Source organism: Vreelandella massiliensis, assembly GCF_900155385.1.
GTDB lineage: Bacteria > Pseudomonadota > Gammaproteobacteria > Pseudomonadales > Halomonadaceae > Vreelandella > Vreelandella massiliensis.
Map to the genome: position 1 here is coordinate 867,410 of NZ_LT699745.1, position 15,605 is coordinate 883,014.

The 15,605-nt window shown below is 61.0% G+C and carries 15 protein-coding genes; 5 read left to right on the forward strand and 10 right to left on the reverse strand.

The annotated features are described in order from the left end of the window. Window positions 1-19: 19 nt before the first annotated feature. The 8 genes from BQ9846_RS16545 to phnD form a co-directional block, all read right to left on the reverse strand. Window positions 20-190 (reverse strand): DUF6435 family protein, encoded by a 171-nt coding sequence (locus tag BQ9846_RS16545; RefSeq protein WP_144049403.1) that lies wholly within the window; start codon window positions 188-190, stop codon window positions 20-22. A 73-nt stretch (window positions 191-263) separates the two neighbouring features. Then, window positions 264-788, reverse strand: coding sequence for a YqiA/YcfP family alpha/beta fold hydrolase (locus BQ9846_RS08715; protein WP_075880616.1), 525 nt, complete (start codon window positions 786-788; stop codon window positions 264-266). Between the two features lie 97 nt (window positions 789-885). Continuing rightward, a complete protein-coding gene (locus tag BQ9846_RS08720; RefSeq protein ID WP_075880617.1) occupies window positions 886-1,425 on the reverse strand; it encodes a phosphatase PAP2 family protein in 540 nt (179 codons plus the stop codon). Continuing rightward, complete coding sequence (locus BQ9846_RS08725; protein ID WP_075880618.1) at window positions 1,397-2,560, reverse strand: glycosyltransferase family 4 protein; 1,164 nt, start codon at window positions 2,558-2,560, stop codon at window positions 1,397-1,399. Before BQ9846_RS08725 ends, BQ9846_RS08720 begins: the two co-directional genes overlap by 29 nt. A 97-nt stretch (window positions 2,561-2,657) precedes the next feature. Then, window positions 2,658-3,473: a phosphonate ABC transporter, permease protein PhnE gene (gene phnE, locus BQ9846_RS08730; protein WP_075880619.1), complete on the reverse strand. Its 816-nt coding sequence runs from the start codon at window positions 3,471-3,473 to the stop codon at window positions 2,658-2,660. A gap of 21 nt (window positions 3,474-3,494) precedes the next feature. After that, complete coding sequence (gene phnE / locus BQ9846_RS08735) at window positions 3,495-4,322, reverse strand: phosphonate ABC transporter, permease protein PhnE (RefSeq protein WP_075880620.1); 828 nt, start codon at window positions 4,320-4,322, stop codon at window positions 3,495-3,497. Then, the gene (gene phnC / locus BQ9846_RS08740; protein ID WP_075880621.1) at window positions 4,319-5,173 is read right to left on the reverse strand and encodes a phosphonate ABC transporter ATP-binding protein; all 855 of its coding nucleotides are present in this window, start codon (window positions 5,171-5,173) and stop codon (window positions 4,319-4,321) included. The genes phnE (BQ9846_RS08735) and phnC overlap by 4 nt, the downstream gene beginning before the upstream one ends. 71 nt (window positions 5,174-5,244) lie before the next feature. Next, window positions 5,245-6,201 (reverse strand): phosphate/phosphite/phosphonate ABC transporter substrate-binding protein, encoded by a 957-nt coding sequence (gene phnD / locus BQ9846_RS08745; protein ID WP_075880622.1) that lies wholly within the window; start codon window positions 6,199-6,201, stop codon window positions 5,245-5,247. A 213-nt stretch (window positions 6,202-6,414) separates the two neighbouring features. Between phnD and BQ9846_RS08750 the strand changes: the two genes are divergently transcribed. Beyond that, the gene (locus tag BQ9846_RS08750; protein ID WP_075880623.1) at window positions 6,415-7,077 is read left to right on the forward strand and encodes an HAD family hydrolase; all 663 of its coding nucleotides are present in this window, start codon (window positions 6,415-6,417) and stop codon (window positions 7,075-7,077) included. A gap of 72 nt (window positions 7,078-7,149) precedes the next feature. Beyond that, entirely contained in the window at window positions 7,150-7,815 is a 666-nt protein-coding gene (locus BQ9846_RS08755; RefSeq protein ID WP_075880624.1) for an SDR family oxidoreductase, read from the forward strand. 9 nt (window positions 7,816-7,824) lie between these two features. Here the strand turns inward: BQ9846_RS08755 and BQ9846_RS08760 are convergent, their stop codons facing one another. Further along, the gene (locus BQ9846_RS08760) at window positions 7,825-9,201 is read right to left on the reverse strand and encodes a CHAD domain-containing protein (protein WP_075880625.1); all 1,377 of its coding nucleotides are present in this window, start codon (window positions 9,199-9,201) and stop codon (window positions 7,825-7,827) included. 140 nt (window positions 9,202-9,341) lie between these two features. Between BQ9846_RS08760 and argE the strand changes: the two genes are divergently transcribed. Further along, a complete protein-coding gene (argE, locus tag BQ9846_RS08765) occupies window positions 9,342-10,532 on the forward strand; it encodes an acetylornithine deacetylase (protein WP_235818943.1) in 1,191 nt (396 codons plus the stop codon). Window positions 10,533-10,616: 84 nt separating this feature from the next. Here argE and BQ9846_RS08770 read toward each other — a convergent pair whose 3' ends face one another. Beyond that, window positions 10,617-10,928: a hypothetical protein gene (locus tag BQ9846_RS08770; RefSeq protein WP_075880626.1), complete on the reverse strand. Its 312-nt coding sequence runs from the start codon at window positions 10,926-10,928 to the stop codon at window positions 10,617-10,619. Between the two features lie 193 nt (window positions 10,929-11,121). On the opposite strand from BQ9846_RS08770, the gene BQ9846_RS08775 reads away from it, so the two are divergent. Together BQ9846_RS08775 and BQ9846_RS08780 are read left to right on the forward strand one after the other, a co-directional pair. Then, entirely contained in the window at window positions 11,122-15,147 is a 4,026-nt protein-coding gene (locus BQ9846_RS08775) for a sensor domain-containing phosphodiesterase (protein ID WP_235818944.1), read from the forward strand. Further along, a complete protein-coding gene (locus BQ9846_RS08780) occupies window positions 15,144-15,464 on the forward strand; it encodes a GIY-YIG nuclease family protein (protein WP_083651535.1) in 321 nt (106 codons plus the stop codon). Before BQ9846_RS08775 ends, BQ9846_RS08780 begins: the two co-directional genes overlap by 4 nt. Window positions 15,465-15,605 lie beyond the last annotated feature (141 nt).

A 15,605-nucleotide genomic window follows, 5' to 3' on the forward strand; every position in this document is an offset into this window, starting at 1 on the left:
GGGCGAGTGCTCTTGGGAATTAGCGGGCCTCGAGTTTTTTGATCTCGGCAAGCAGGGCTTCCGCCTCTTCGGTCAGGGTGGCGTTGGCGCGCATGTCGCCGTTGCGCGACGCCTCCATCGCTTGCTGGAGTTTGCGTTCGTACGCTTGCTGCAGTTTCTTCTTAGGATCGCGCTTGAATAGACCCAACATGGGTGATCTCCTCTGCGGTATACACGTCGGTGTGTATACTATTTGTAGAGGTTTTGCTTGCCCTTGTCTAATGCTAATCGCCTTGTCGTGCCAAGCAGCGCCGTAAGAAGTACTCAAAGTCGGTCAAAATAAGCGCCAAGCTGGCGTGCAGGCGGTGGTCGTCGTCGATCAGGCGTAACGATAGCCGCTGGCGCTGGGCAAACTCGATCACCGGCCCCGGCGGGACAATGTCATCCCGCCAGCCGTGGATGATATGCGTGTCGCGCGCCTGCAGCGTGGGGGAGGTCTCAGGGTAGCCGGCCAGGCCAATGGCGGGCGCGATCAAAAAGCAGCCCAGGCTTGGGTGCTCGGCGCTGATCATGGCGCTGAGCCAGCCGCCGAGGCTAGAGCCCGCCATCACGCAAGCGGCGGGGTTATCACCGCGGGCATTCAGCGTTTGCTGAAGGTGGTCAAGCCGGGCTTGCGGCTCGGGCATGTCGCGGTAATCCATCACCACCGGCTCGCAGTCGTCGAGCTCTTCCACAATGCCTTTAAGCGCCTGCATTTTCAGTGCCCCGGGGCCGCTTTCCAACCCGTGGGAGAGGTATACCGTGATCATGATACGTTCCGCTTGCTAATGTTAATCGAAGAGTGGCAATCAAATAGTGGCAACCAAATTACAGTAGCGCCTTCTATCCTCAATTGCCAAGCAAGCATCAGCCCCAAAACGCTAGGCTTAACAGGGCAAAACCGTAGCCCATGGCGCCACCGGCGACGACATCACTGACATAGTGCAGACCCAATCCCACGCGCGAGATGGCGATCAGCAGCGCTAGCGGCATCACTATTGGCAAAAGCCACGGCATGTGCGCCGCCACCAAGACGCAAAACATCACCGCGTGCAGGGTGTGGCCGCTGGGAAAACTGTAGCGGTCCCGGGCCGGTTCGCTGCACTGAATACCATTACGGTAGGTGATAAAGGGGCGCTCACGGCACAGCCGCGTTTTTACAAAGCGGTATACCCCAATGGCGATCAGTGCGGTGAGCGTATACTGCACCAGGCGCATTCCGCCGTCAGGCAGCATTAGCGGCAGCGCCGCCATCAGCGCCACCCAAGCGGGCCAGTCGCCGAGCCGACTGGCGATTTGCAGTGTCAGCCGCCAGGGCCGATAGAGCGAGTAGCGCGTCACACGCTGACAGAACTGCCATTCGAGCAAATCAAGACGATCAAATACGGCAAGAGGGCGAGGGCGCATGATAAGTCTCCTGGGCTTGGTGACAGTAGCGATAAAGTTGCTGGGCAATGCCCGACCAGCTCTGCTCAAGCGCGCGTAGTCGCGCTAAGCGGCCAAAACGGGCGTAATCGGCGGGACGTTGACAAAGCGATACCGCCGCTTGGCGAAACGCTTCACTATCCCCCGGCGCAATGGCCAGACCGTTGCAGCCACTTTGAATCAGCTCGGCGCTGGCCGCGTGTTGGTAGGCCACCACGGCCAAACCGCTGGCCATGGCTTCGGTGACCACGTTGCCCCAGGTTTCCGATAGCGAGGGAAAGATAAAAAGGTCGGCGCTGGCATAGTGGTGCCTAAGGGCCTCAGAGGGCAGAAAACCGGTGAAGTGGGCATCGGGCAGCGCTTTTTGCAACTGCGCGCGCGCCGGGCCATCGCCGACAATCACCTGGGCCATATCCGGGCGCACGCCGCGCATGGCGTGAAAGGTTTCTTGCAAAAGCGGCAGGTTTTTTTCCGCCGCCAGGCGGCCCACGTACAGGGCGACCGGCTGGTGCTCGCTCACGCCCCATGAGCGGCGCAAATTGGCATCGCGTCGCGCCGGGGAGAATTTATCCCCCTCGATACCGCGCGACAGCACCTGAACGTTATCGATGCCGTCGCCGCGCAACGCGTCCGCCTGGGCCTGGGTGGGCACCAGCGTCAGCGCGCAGCCGTTGTGAAAATAGCGTAGATAGCGGCGTGTCGTCGCGGCTAAAAAGCCCAGGCCATAGTGGTGGCAGTAGTGATCGAAATGGGTGTGCCAGCCGGCCAAAAGGGGGATATGGAGCTGCAACGCAGCCTGGCGCGCGGCCCAGCCCAGCGGTCCTTGCGTGGCCAAATAGACCACGTCCGGGCGCTGGTCGAGAAAGAAGCGGCGCATGCGCGCCGGCGTTGCCAGGCCGATTTGCACATCGCGATAGCCGGGCAGCGGCAGGCGCAGAGCGTGTAACTCGGTATCAATCGCCCCGGTATTACCACCGGGGGTGGCGCGTTGCGGCCGTGGGCGAATAAGGTCAACCGTGACGCCTAAACGTGTCAGCTCATGGCTTAAACGGCGCAGCGTATGCGCCACGCCGTTAATCTCCGGCGCCCAGGTTTCACTGACCATACATAGCCGCATCGCGAAGCCACTCCTACGTTTCATATGGGCTTATCTTGGCGCGCGGCGATGACAGTGCGGCGACAGGCAGGTGAAGAAGTGATGACGTGGCGAGCCGTTAAATGATCGCGTGGCGTACTTTGGCGGATACCCACTCGGAGGCGAGCACCGTGGCAAAGATCATCACGAAGATGACGCTCACTTGATCCCAGGCCAGGCTGTTAATCGAGGCGTTAAGTTGCAAGCCGATGCCGCCTGCACCCACCAGCCCCAACACGGTGGATTCGCGGATATTGATATCCCAGCGGTAGACGCTGATACCGGCAAAGGCGGGCAGTACCTGCGGCAGTACGCCGTAGCTCATCACCTGCATACGGCTGGCGCCGGTGGCGCTAATGGCCTCGACCGGCGTGGGGTGGATCTCCTCGATCGCTTCGTACAGAAGCTTGCCCACAAAGCCAATCGAGCGCAGCGCAATCGCGATCATGCCGGCCAGCACCCCGGGGCCTAAAATAGTGACCAGCAGCATGGCCCAGATCAGCGAGTTAATCGAGCGCGAGGAGACGATCACCGTTAGTGCGACACTGCGCACCAGCGGATGCGGCGAGGTATTGCGCGCGGCAAGAAACGCCACCGGAAACGCCAGCGCAATGCCCATTGCCGTGCCGAGCGTGGCGATATTGAGGGTGTCCCACATGGGCTTCCATAGCTGAGCGGCATAGCCCCACTCCGGCGGCAGCATGCGGCGAATTAAGTCGCTGCCCTGGCGCCCGGCATCCTCCACAAACACCCACATGGTGTTATCGGAAATCACTTTCCAGCAGAGCAGAAAAAGGCACGCGCCTGCGAGCCAGGCAAAATAGTGAAGCCACTGGGCACGGGTGGTGCGCCGGCGCCACTGCGGCTGCCCGTGGGGAGAGGTTGAAACAGGCATAAAAACTCCTTTGCCGGGCCGCTACTGCGTCCACCGGCGGACGTGGCTTGAGCTGTATTCCGATAGCAGCACGATAGCGATGATAATCAGCAAGATCGCCGCTGAGGTGTCGTACTCGTAGCGGCTGATGGAGGTGTTGAGCGTGGCGCCGATGCCGCCCGCGCCGACGATGCCGATCACCGCCGATTCGCGGAAATTGATATCCAGCCGGTACAGGGAAAGTCCGATCAAACGCGGCATGACCTGCGGCTGCACCGCATGGTTGAGGGTTTGCCACCAGCCCGCGCCGGTTGCCCGAATGGCCTCGACCTGGCGCCAGTCCAAATCTTCGATATCCTCGGCGAGTAGCTTGGCCATAAAGCCGATGGTGGCAAACGCCAGCGTGATCATCCCCGCCAGCGGACCGAAGCCGAACATCACCACAAACAAAATCGCGATGATGACCTCTTGGAAGGTGCGGGAAACGGCGATGATGCTGCGGCAGAGGGCGTAAACCGGGAGGGGCGCAATATTGCGCGCCGCGCCCAACCCCACCGGCACCGCCAGCGCGATGCCGAGCACCGTGGAGGTGACCGTCATGGTCAAACTCTCCAAAAGCCCGGCGAGAATGTCATCCCAGCGGCTGATAACATCCGGCTGCATGAAAGCGGCGAGAAAATTCGCTCCGCGGCTGGCGCCTTCGGCCACGCGGTCCCAATCCACCTCAATCGAAGCGAAGGCCACTACCAGGTAAAGCGCCAGCGCTAAGGAGAGCCCCCCGCGCAGCCCGGTGCTTCGAATCAGCGGTAGGCGGCGCCACCTTCCCTGTTGCGCCAAACGGTGGCGCCGCTCGGAGGGCGTTGCGCTCACAAGGCACCTCCCGCGGCCAGGGGCGGCACGTTGTTAACCGCTTGGCGGGGGGTTACCGCCGAGGAGGGGACGTTTTCCGTTTCCGACGCAAGGGGCTCGGGTGTGGTATCCCACTCCTCCTCGCCATAAATGGTGGTCAACATCTCGGCGGTTAATTCGCTCGGCGGGCCATCAAAGACGATCTCGCCGGCGCGCAGGCCAACGATGCGGTCGGCAAACTGCTGCGCGAGCGCGACATCGTGAATATTGATAATCGCCGCCAGCCCGCGTTCGGCGCACAGCTCGCGGATCAAACGCATGATCTGGCGCGAGGTTTTCGGGTCAAGGCTTGCCGTGGGTTCGTCGACCAGCAGCAGTTTCGGACTTTGCAGCAGCGCACGGGCGATTCCCACGCGTTGACGCTGTCCGCCAGAGAGCGCATCGGCGCGTTTATCCATCGCGTGGGCCAGGCCTACCCGCTCCAGCAGACGAAATGCCTCCGCCACCGCCTCTTGCGGATAGCGACGCGCAAAGCTGCGCCAGAACCCCACGTAGCCGAGCCGGCCGGAGAGGACGTTTTCCATGACCGAGAGACGATCAACCAGCGCGTACTCCTGGAAAATCATCCCCATGGCGCGCCGTGCCTGACGCAGTTTCTGGCCTGACAGCGACGTCAGCTCCATACCGTCCAACCGGATGTTGCCTTCACTGGGTTCCACCAGGCGGTTGACGCAGCGAATTAGCGTGCTCTTGCCTGCACCCGATGGGCCAATCAGCGCCATTACCTGGCCATTGGGCAGGGTGAGTTCGATGTTGTTGAGGGCGCGATCCCCGGTGGAGTAGCGCTTTCCAACGCCGTTTAGGGTGAGCATGGTCTACCTCGTTACATAGCATAACGGCCAGAAGAGGGCTCTTCTGGCCGGTAGAAGCGCGTCAGTGACGCTTAATCGCAGTCGTAGGTCACGCCGTTGGCATCGGCGATGGTGCGGATGACGTTCCAGTGCTTTTCGTAGGTGATCGGGATAAATTGCGCCTCACCTGAGTTGGAGAACTCGGCCTCAAGGGCGGTGCCTTCCCACTCGTAGCTGAAAAACGCGTCTTGGATCTTCTCCTGAAGCGCCGGCGTTAAGTTGTGCGCCGTGCCGTAAGCGGTGGTGGGGAAGGTTTCCGAGGTGTAGATCGTGGTGTAATCCTCCTCGGCGATGACGTCGCGGGCGAGCATACGGTTAAGCACCGAGTTCGCCACGGCGGCTGCTTCGTAGTCTTGATTGATCACGCCCAAAATTGAGTTGTCGTGCGAGCCCGAATAGGCGGTGTCGAAATCCTCGTCGGCTTCCAGGCCGTAATCCGAGCGCAAAAGCGCAGAAGGCGCGCGAAAGCCGGAGTTGGATGTCGGCGAGGTAAAGGCCAGTTCGCGCCCTTCAATATCCTCCACCGAGCGGATGTCACTGCCGGGATAGGTAATGATCTCCATCTCGTAGCCGAAGCTGCCGTCCTCGCCGGCCATGATGGTGAACGGGCGGAAGCCGCCGCAGTTCACCGCCACCGGCACACCACCGGTATTAAACCCCGCGACGTGAAGGCGGCCGGCGCGCAGCGCTTCTTGCTGGGCAGCGTTGGATTGCACCGGGAAGAACCGCACGTCTTTGCCCGTGGTATCGCTTAAGTGGTCGAGGAAATCGGCCCACACCTCGGCGTAAACGGCCGGGTCTTCCACCGGCGTGTAGGCGAAAATCAGCGTATCGGGGTCGACCTGCTGCGCTTTTTCAGCGGGAATGTCGGCGATCATGTCGCCATCGTTATCGCTGTAACGCGAAGAGAGATCGGCGCTGGCGGCAATGCTTGCGGTGGCAAAAAGACCAGCAATAGCGCTATTGAGCAGGGTACGTTTTAACAGCATGGCGAAAAGGCTCCAAAACAGAGGGCAATGGGCGAGACACCCACCTACCCTGGCCGGCCGAGATGACACTGGCGCGACGAAGACGTGACGAAGCGATGAAAAAAGCGTGACCGTCAGCGGCTTTATGCGCTGGTCGCCGGGACGTTTCATACGTCTGTCATGCCCAGCGCCCACACTGCGGCGCTGAAAGTATTGACGCCGAAGGAGATCACCATGCGTCTTGCCCTGTTTGACCTCGATGACACGCTGCTGGATGGCGACTGTAGTGCGCTTTGGAACACCTGGATGGCCGATCGCGGCTGGGTCGAGGATCCGGTGGACTATCTGGGGCGCACTCGGGCCATGAATGCGGCATACCATGAGGGGCGCTTGCGGCTGGAAACGTATCTGGCGCTGACGCTATCGCCGTTGATCGGCCGCCACACCGACGAGGTCGCCACTGAAGTGCAACGCTTTGTGGCTGCTTGCATCGCGCCGCGGCTATTCGCGCAAGGCAGGGCGCTGCTCGATCAGCACCGTCGCCACGGGGAGTATTTGATGCTGATCTCGGCCTCGTCGCGGCACCTGGTGGCGCCCATTGCCGCCATGCTAGAGGTTGATGCGGTGATCGCCACCGAACCCGCGCTTGACGCTGACCGCTTTACCGGGGCGACAACGGGGGTGCTCTCCTATCGCGGGGGTAAAGTGGCGCGCCTGAACGCCTGGTTAGAGCAGCAGGCGTGGGACGTCCACCACATGAGCTTCTATTCTGATTCGCAAAATGATTTGCCGCTGCTTAACAGGGTGAACCGCCCGGTCGCGGTCAACCCCGACCCGGTGTTAGCGGAAATCGCCCGTTGCGAGCGGTGGGAGCGCCTCGACTGGCGCGCGCCCTAATCGCTGCGTTGGCAAACGTGCTTTGCCCCTCTACCCTGAAGTGTGTGAATTTTACGTCAATGAGGGCAGAACATGACCAACAAGGTACTGATTACCGGCGCGAATCGCGGTGTGGGTTTGGCACTGGCCGAGCACTACCATCAAGCGGGCTGGGGTGTGATTGGCGTGTGTCGCCAAAGCTCGGATGAGCTCAAGGCGGTGGCCGAGCGCGTGATTGAGGGTATCGATGTCACCCAGTCGGAAGACGTGGCGCGCCTCGCCCGCGAACTCGAAGGCGTCACGCTTGGCGTGCTGATCAATAACGCGGGGCTTTTGCGCGACGAGTCCCTCGGGGAGATCAATTTCGACACCATCCGCGAGCAGATGGAGATCAACGCCTACGCGCCCCTGCGGGTATGCGAGGCGTTGCTGCCGAATTTGGCCAAGGGCAGCAAGATCGCCAACATCACCAGCCGCATGGGGTCGATTGCCGATAACGACTCCGGCGGGCGCTACGGTTACCGTGCCTCGAAAGCCGCGCTTAACGCTTTCGGCAAATCGTTGGCGATGGATCTCAAGCCAGAGGGGATCGCCGTGGCGCAGCTGCACCCCGGCTTTGTGCAAACGCGCATGGTCAACTATGGCGGTTTGATCGCCCCGGAAGAAGCCGCCGCGGGTATTGCCGCGCGTATCGAGGCGCTCAATCTCGACAACACCGGCGGCTTCTGGCACAGCAACGGCGAGACGCTGCCCTGGTAAGGCTCCCGCTTATTGCCCGAGCGGCGCCAGCTGGTAGATCTGCTCGCGCCGATGCTGCTGACGCGCGATCAAGGTTTGCCGCCAGGTGTGGAACTCTTGCGCGACATCGTCCGGTAGCGTCTGCTTATGGGCGAAGGCAGCGAGCCAGGTAAGCTGTACGGCGCGGTCTTGATAATCGCCGAGCAGTTTCTGGCGCGGCTTTAAGCGCTTGAGCAAGTCGCTGTGTCGCTCGGGCATGAGTTCGGCCAGATAGCGTATGCGTTTGACGCTTTTGCGCAGCTCATGCAGCGCCGCGTCGGGGGAGTCGGCGCTAAGGTTGGCAAGCTGCGTATCGTGATCTGTGATGCGCGCCTTGAGCACCTGGTGGATCTGTTTGGGTTTTAGCCCCTTGAGCGCTTGCTTGAAAGCATCGCTCTCGATCAGCGCCCGCCAGCGCTGCATGTCCTCCTCGTAGGCTTCGCTTGTCAGCGCCTCGCAAAGGGTTTGTTGACGCTTCCGCGCTTCATCGCGCAGCCAGCGGCGAAGCGCGGCACCCAGGTGGGGGAGCTCGGGGGTGTCGCTAATATCCTGCAAAAACACGTCAAGGTCGCGTAACTCGCTGGTGGCTTGGGCGCGCTTTTTGATGCGCTTGAGCGCTTTTTTCAACTTGGGCACCGGCGTGGTCGCTTTGATGGCTTCCACCACGGCGCGGCTGCGACGCAGGTTGACCCGGTACTGGTGCAGAAACTCTGGGTCTTCCCCCGCGATCACGCCAGGCTCCAGGGCGCGTACCAGGCCGTAACGGTGTTGCAGCATGGTGGGCAGACGCTTGGGCAGTGTCTTGTTTTTTATCTTGTTTTTGAGTTTCGGCTGACCGGCCAAGGTGCGCTTAAAAAGCGCATAGCTTGCGTCCACTGGCGTGAGGCTATCGCTCAGCTCGCCGCCTTTTTCTAGGCCCTCCACCTCCTTCCAGCTATCGATGGGCAGCGCGATATGCAGCATGCCCAGCGTCGGCAGGGAATCGGGTGCGTCGGCGATGAGCCGCTGCGCCAGTTGCTCAAGGGCGGGGTTGTGGCCGATAAGCGTAACGCTCTCCGCGCTGGGGTTGGCGTGAACAAGCCAGTTAATGAGCGCTTTGGCGTCAAAGTTGTAAAGCGCGGGCGCGTTACGCGCGCGGCTTTTAAGCGCCAACCCCGGCAGTGAGTGACTCAGGTTTGAAAGGGTCTGTTGCGCGCGCACCGCCGGGCTTGCGTAGACCGTGCCGGCGAAGGCGCCGCGACGCTGCAGTCCGGCGGCGACGGCACTCGCTTGCAGTTCACCGTGCGGGCTAAGAGGGCGCTCATCATCGGCAAGCGACGGATCTTCCCAGCTTGATTTGGCGTGGCGAAGAAGAAAAAGGTGTTTCACGGCGACGCTCCTTGTGAACGGTGGTTAAGGTGACTTGGGGCTGTTTATAGCGTAGTAGGCGTGGGCGTAGGTGAGTGGTAGGGTTTCGTTAATGTTTTTTTACCTAACGAGCCAGGGTAATGCGGGGAGCCAGCCATTCCATGAACGATGTTTTTATGCACGAAGATGCTGTGACACTGCTGGGTAAATTGGTTGCTTTTGACACCACCTCAAGTCGCTCCAATTTGGACCTGATTGAGTTTATCGAAGCCTACCTTGCCGATTACGGCGTGGCGAGCGAGCGGGTGATGAGCCCGTGCGGGCAGAAAGCCAACCTGATCGCCCGGATCGGCCCAAAGGCATCGGGTGGGGTGATGCTTTCCGGCCATACCGATGTGGTGCCGGTCGCGGGGCAGCCGTGGTCGTCCGACCCTTTCATTCTGCGCGACGGCGGTGATGGTCGGCTCTACGGCCGAGGCAGTTGCGATATGAAAGGCTTTATCGCCTGCGCGCTGGCGATGGTGCCCGAGTGGGTAAAAGCGCCCTTGGCGCAGCCGATCTATTTGGGGTTCTCCTACGATGAGGAGATCGGCTGCGTTGGCGCGCCGGATTTAATTCGTCGCTTTTACCAGCACCACTCCACCACGGCGCATGTGATCGTGGGCGAGCCGACGAGCATGCAGCCGGTGGTGGCACAAAAAGGCGCGACCAACCTGCGCACCACCGTCATCGGCCGCGAGGCGCACAGCAGCCAGGTCTATCAGGGCACCTCGGCGATTCACATGGCGGCAAGGCTGATCACTTTTATCGAAGACACCATGGCGGCGCTGGTGGAAGAGGGGCGTGTGGACACGGCGTTTAACGTGCCGCATACCAGCCTGCACGTGGGCAAGATACAGGGCGGCACGGCGATCAATATCATGGCCCGCGAGTGTCAGTTCGAGTGGGAGATCCGTCATCTCCCCACCGATACGTTCGATGAAGTCTATGCCCGCGTTCACGCCTATGCGGAGCGCTTAAAAGCCGAGCTAGAAGCGCGCGGCAAAGCGGTCGAGATCACCACCGAGGCGCTCAATGTCACCGTGCCGGGGCTTGCCAACCGCGATAACGCACGCGTGCTGCGGTTGACCAAAGACCACCTGCCGGGCGCTTGCTGCGACCACGCCGTGGCGTATGCCACCGAAGCCGGTCAGTTCCAGCGCCAAGGGCTTGAAACCCTTATTTTGGGGCCTGGAAGTATCGCGCAGGCGCATCAGCCGGATGAGTACATCGAGAAAAGCGAGCTTGAGGCGTGCATCGCCTTCATGGCGCGGATGGGCAAAGCGCTAGAAGTGCCTTTTGAAACCGGGTAGCGGCAATCAATGTCCGGCAAACAAAAACCCCACGCGCCTAAGCGGGTGGGGCATCTAGCGGTTTCATCATCGCGAATTAACGCGCTACGACGAAGGGTGCTCTTCATACAGTTCTGCTTTCGCATGGCGCATAACGTCTTCACAGGCTTGCTGATGGGCGAGCTGCGTGAGCAGCCGCTGGGTCACTTCAAACCCCTTACCCAAGCAGGTGTCGACTTCATCACGGCTAACCACGGGGGTTACGTCATAGTGGATTTTCAACGTTCTGCCACCGCCCTCAAGCCGGTCGGCGATCCCTCTTAGCCGCCACGCGATTCGCTCTTTCCAGTTGGCCGATGTTTCTGCGCCTTCGTTTACGCTAAACGTGCACTGCCATTGCGGTTTGTAGACCTTCATGGGAGAACCTCCGCTACGTGTAGGAAAGATTAATCGATCGTGATGCGTACTCCGTGTCAAAAATCATGCTGCGTTGATAGTGTACCCAAATTGTCACCCAAGCTAAACAAACCCTACGAGACGTTAACGGGGGAATCGATTAGGCTAGGAGCTTCTTTGCCTTGGTGGGCGCATGGTAATAGTGAGGGCCATCATGCTGATTAAAACCCGCGATTTGGCGCAAGAGAGTTTGCTCCTTTTGGTGGCCGCCACGCTTTTGTGCCTGGGGGCGGCTGGATTGGCGTTGAACCTCTGGGAGCGCCATTACGCCCTGGTGGCCAACGTGCTGGTGCCCGATGCCGCGCTAAGCGCGATGCTATTTGGCGCCGGGCTTCTGGCCTCGCTACAAGGGTGGCGCGGGGTGCGCCGTGCCTCCACGCTCACGCTGCTTCTCCTGTTGGGGTATACCCTGGCGCACAATGCGGTGGCCGGCGGCGTCTCGGCGTCGTGGGTGACCCAGGGGCGGCGCATGGCAACGCTTCCCACGCTGATTATGCTGCCGGCGGCGGTGAGCCTGCTTTTCGGGCTCACTTGCCGCTGGCACCAGCGGCTATGGCGATTTTCCGGGGCTTTGCTGCTGGGATTCGGCGCGCTGACGGTTGGCGTGCTCGCGGATTTATGGTTTCAGGCCGCGTTGAGGGCCAACGGATCGCTGGCCACGTCATCGCCACTGGTGGTGGTCTTTTTCGCTTTTTTGCTGGGGGTGGCCATGCTGCTTGCCAGTCAGCGCGAAAGCGACAAAGCGCTCAACCCGGGGCCACTGACAGTCGTGGCGTGCGTGGGAGGGGTGGCACTGAGCAGCCTGGCGTGGCTGGCGCTAAGCCAGCAACAGCATGCCAATACCCAGCGCCAAGCGAGCTACTTGCTCGACAATATTCAGCTCAACGCCGAGCAGGTAGTGAGCGACAAACTGCGCTTGATGGAGCGCATGGCCGCGCGCCTGGAAGCCGCCGAAACCCGCCTTGATCCGGTGGTGATGGCGCGGGATGCGCGTAATTACCTGCGCGACACGCCCAGCATCGAGGTGATTGCGCTGATGGACGCCGACTCCGGGCAGCGCGAGTGGGCGTTTGAGCGTTCACTGGCACGCACGCGCTGGCTGGAACAGCAGCTAGCGCGTGAGGTGATACAGGCGTGGCTGGAGGCGCCTTCCGAGCAGTCGCGGCTGCTGCTGCCCGATACAAGTCGTCCGGCCGATGCACTGCTGTTGATCCATTTACCCGAGCATAGCCAACAGCTCGTCACGGTGTTCGATCTAGCGACCTTGCTGCACGGCGAGCTGGGGTTGGAGTTTGGGCTTTTTCAGGTCGGGGTGATCCGCGGCGACGAACGCCTTTTTCTTCTGCAACCGGAAACAGGTGAAAGGGAAACCTCCACGGCTTTCGATTACCCGCTGGCTACCCAAGCGGTGGCCCTGCCGGGAGGCATCGACCTACAGCTACAGGCGTATCCGGGGAGCAACGAAGACTGGCAAACGGCCAGTCTCGTGCCGATGGGCGTCACCTTTGGCGGCCTGACGCTTAGCTGGTTGTTGGCGTTTAGCCTGGGAACGGTGCGTTTGACCTCAGCGCGCAGCCAAGAGCTCGCTCAGGCACGCCAAGCGCTAGAGGATCAGCAGCACACGCAGCGGATGATCGCGCAGGATGCGCCGCTTGAGCATATTTTGGAGGCGATTTGCCAACTGCTTGAGCGGCAACTGCCGGGCGCTCTCTGTTCGATCATGCTCGCCAATGACGAAAAAACACACTTGTACTTGGCCGCGGGCGAGCGCTTACCCGCCTCCTATAGCAAGGCGGTGACGCGTATTCCCATTGGCCTTATGCGAGGCGCCTGCGGCAGCGCGGCGTTTCTCCACGAGCCGGTGATTTGCGCCGATATCGCCAACGACAGCCGCTGGCGAGGGTACCAAGAGATCGCGCTGAAAAATGGCCTCAGTGCCTGCTGGTCGTGCCCGGTGCTCAGCGGAGAAGGCCAGCTTTTGGGCACCTTTGCCACGTACTACTCCCACGTCGCCGAGCCGGATAAAGCCCACCAGAGGTTAATCGAAAAAGCCGCCGGGCTGGTGGCGCTGGCCGTGGAGCGCGCCCAAGTGCGACGTTCGCTGCAGGAGAGCGAGCAGCGCTACCGTTCGCTGTTCGTGCACCATCCGGATGCGGTGTTCTCCCTCGATTTAGAGGGGCGTTTTGTCAGTGCCAACGCGACCTGTGGACTCATCACCGGCTATGCGCCGGAGGAGATGCTGGGGCACTCTTTTGTCGATTTTATTCAGCCCGAGGATATCGAGCGGCTGACGCAGCACTTTAACGCCGCCAAGCAAGGGCATATCGAACGTTACGAGTTTGTGCTCTACGACCGCGCAGGCGAGGCCCATGTGATCGAATTGATCAATACGCCGATCATGGTCAATGGCGAGATCGAGGGCGTGTACGGCATCGGTCAAGACGTTACCACCAGCCGCCGCCAGCAGACTCGGCTGCGTACTCTAGAGCGCAGCGTCGAGGCGAGCGTCAACGGCGTGGTGATTGCCGATGCCACCCAGCCCGACCAGCCGATTATTTACGCCAATCGCGCCTTTAGCCAAATGACGGGCTACCCGCAAGACGAAGTGATCGGTCGTAACTGCCGCTTTTTGCAAGGTAAGGAGAGCGACCCCAAGGTGGTGGCGCGAATCCGCAAACACGTTAAAGCGCAGCGCGATATCCACGTCACGCTGTGCAACCATCGCAAAGACGGCACGCCCTTCTGGAACGATTTGTACATCGCTCCGGTGCGCGATAACGACGGCCAAGTCACCCATTTTGTCGGCGTGCAGCACGACATCACCGAGCACAAAGCGTTTGAGGCTCAGTTGGCTTATCACGCCTCCCACGACGACTTGACGCGTCTGCCCAACCGCTCGCTGTTTGAAGAGCGGCTAATGGCTAAGTTCAGCGCATCTCAGCGCCGGGGCAAGCAGGTCGCCGTGCTGTTTGTCGACCTGGACGATTTCAAACCCATCAACGATAACCTAGGCCATGCGGTGGGCGATCAGTTACTGATTGAGGTGGCGCAGCGTCTGCTCGCGGCGGTGCGGCCAACGGATACCGTCGCGCGGCTAGGCGGCGATGAGTTCGTGATCTTGCAGGCCAATATCGGTGATGAAACCCAGGTCATGGGCGTAGTCGAGCGCATGCTGCCGGCGCTGGCGCTGCCCTACCATGTGGATGGCCAGGAGCTTTATCTTACCGCGAGTATCGGGATCGCCATGAGCCAGCCTGGCACGCTGCGGCCACAGGAGCTGATTCAGCAGGCCGATATGGCGATGTATCAGGCCAAACAGCAGGGGCGTAATGCCTATCACTGGTTCAACCACACGCTTACCGATAGCGTCAGCGAGCGCATGGTGCTGCGCAATGACCTGCAAGAAGCGATCGACCATGAAGCCTTTGAGCTCTACTATCAGCCGCTGATCAACCGCGAAGGCAAGCTCTCCGGCGTGGAGGCACTGCTGCGCTGGCCGCACCCGCAAAAAGGCTTTATCTCCCCCGCACGCTTTATTCCGCTGGCGGAGGCGACGGGGCAGATCATGCCCATCAGCGAGTGGGTGCTAAAGCGCGCCTGCCGCGATATGCAGGCGCTTAACGCGCAAGGCTATGGCGCGGTGAAGGCGGCGGTCAATTTATCGCCGCTGCAGTTCCATCGCGCGAGCTTTTTAACCACGCTGCGCGATGCCCTGGATGCCTCAGGGCTGGCCACCGAACAGCTGGAACTAGAGCTGACCGAAGGCATTTTGCTGGACAACACCGAAGCCGCCATTGACACCCTGCATGCGCTGCGCAGCATGCAGATCCGCGTGGCTATCGATGATTTCGGCACTGGCTTTTCCAGCCTTAGCTATCTGAAAAATCTGCCCATCAGCACGGTGAAAATCGATCGCAGCTTTATCAAAGAGCTGCCGGACAGCGACGACGACGCGGCGATCGTGCAGGGGATTATCTCCATGGCGCACCACCTGGGATTGGACGTCGTTGCCGAAGGGATTGAGACGGCGCCACAGCATGCGCGCTTGCTGGCGTATCAGTGCGATATATTCCAAGGTTTTGGCCTGGCCAAACCCATGCCGTTGCACGAGCTGAAAACCTTTTTGCACGCCCTGAAGCGGGCGCCCATTAAGCCGGAGAGCGAGGTGCCGTCAGCGTGAGCGCGGAAAAACGCAGCTGGTACGTCTATTTACTGGAGTGCCAGCGCGGCACCTACGTGGGCATTACCAATGATCTTGCCAAACGCTACCGAGCGCACTGCGAGGGTAAAGGTGCGCGCTACACCCGCGCCAACCCGCCGCGTGGGCTGCTTGGCGCGCAGCCGTTTGCCGATCGCGCGGCGGCCAGCCGCGCCGAATACGCGTTGAAGCAACAACGCCCCGAGCAAAAACGCCGTTGGGCCGCCGCGTGGCGCTGCTCCGACACCTGGGATAACGAGGAAAAAAACACCTGCCATGTTGACGTTTCACAGCGATAAAACCAGCCTGCGCCAAGCCAACACCGAACTCCACGACGGCACCCTGGTCACGCCGTTTGAGAGCCCCGAACNCGCCGCGTGGGCTGCTTGGCGCGCAGCCGTTTGCCGATCGCGCGGCGGCCAGCCGCGCCGAATACGCGT

What these genes read in the sequence shown, in the direction of transcription:
- BQ9846_RS16545 (WP_144049403.1), bottom strand. Translation starts at nt 190, where the DNA reads ATGTTGGGTCTATTCAAGCGCGATCCTAAGAAGAAACTGCAGCAAGCG.
- BQ9846_RS08715 (WP_075880616.1), bottom strand. Translation starts at nt 788, where the DNA reads ATGATCACGGTATACCTCTCCCACGGGTTGGAAAGCGGCCCCGGGGCA.
- BQ9846_RS08720 (WP_075880617.1), bottom strand. Translation starts at nt 1,425, where the DNA reads ATGCGCCCTCGCCCTCTTGCCGTATTTGATCGTCTTGATTTGCTCGAA.
- BQ9846_RS08725 (WP_075880618.1), bottom strand. Translation starts at nt 2,560, where the DNA reads ATGCGGCTATGTATGGTCAGTGAAACCTGGGCGCCGGAGATTAACGGC.
- phnE (WP_075880619.1), bottom strand. Translation starts at nt 3,473, where the DNA reads ATGCCTGTTTCAACCTCTCCCCACGGGCAGCCGCAGTGGCGCCGGCGC.
- phnC (WP_075880621.1), bottom strand. Translation starts at nt 5,173, where the DNA reads ATGCTCACCCTAAACGGCGTTGGAAAGCGCTACTCCACCGGGGATCGC.
- phnD (WP_075880622.1), bottom strand. Translation starts at nt 6,201, where the DNA reads ATGCTGTTAAAACGTACCCTGCTCAATAGCGCTATTGCTGGTCTTTTT.
- BQ9846_RS08750 (WP_075880623.1), top strand. Translation starts at nt 6,415, where the DNA reads ATGCGTCTTGCCCTGTTTGACCTCGATGACACGCTGCTGGATGGCGAC.
- BQ9846_RS08755 (WP_075880624.1), top strand. Translation starts at nt 7,150, where the DNA reads ATGACCAACAAGGTACTGATTACCGGCGCGAATCGCGGTGTGGGTTTG.
- argE (WP_235818943.1), top strand. Translation starts at nt 9,342, where the DNA reads ATGAACGATGTTTTTATGCACGAAGATGCTGTGACACTGCTGGGTAAA.
- BQ9846_RS08770 (WP_075880626.1), bottom strand. Translation starts at nt 10,928, where the DNA reads ATGAAGGTCTACAAACCGCAATGGCAGTGCACGTTTAGCGTAAACGAA.
- BQ9846_RS08775 (WP_235818944.1), top strand. Translation starts at nt 11,122, where the DNA reads ATGCTGATTAAAACCCGCGATTTGGCGCAAGAGAGTTTGCTCCTTTTG.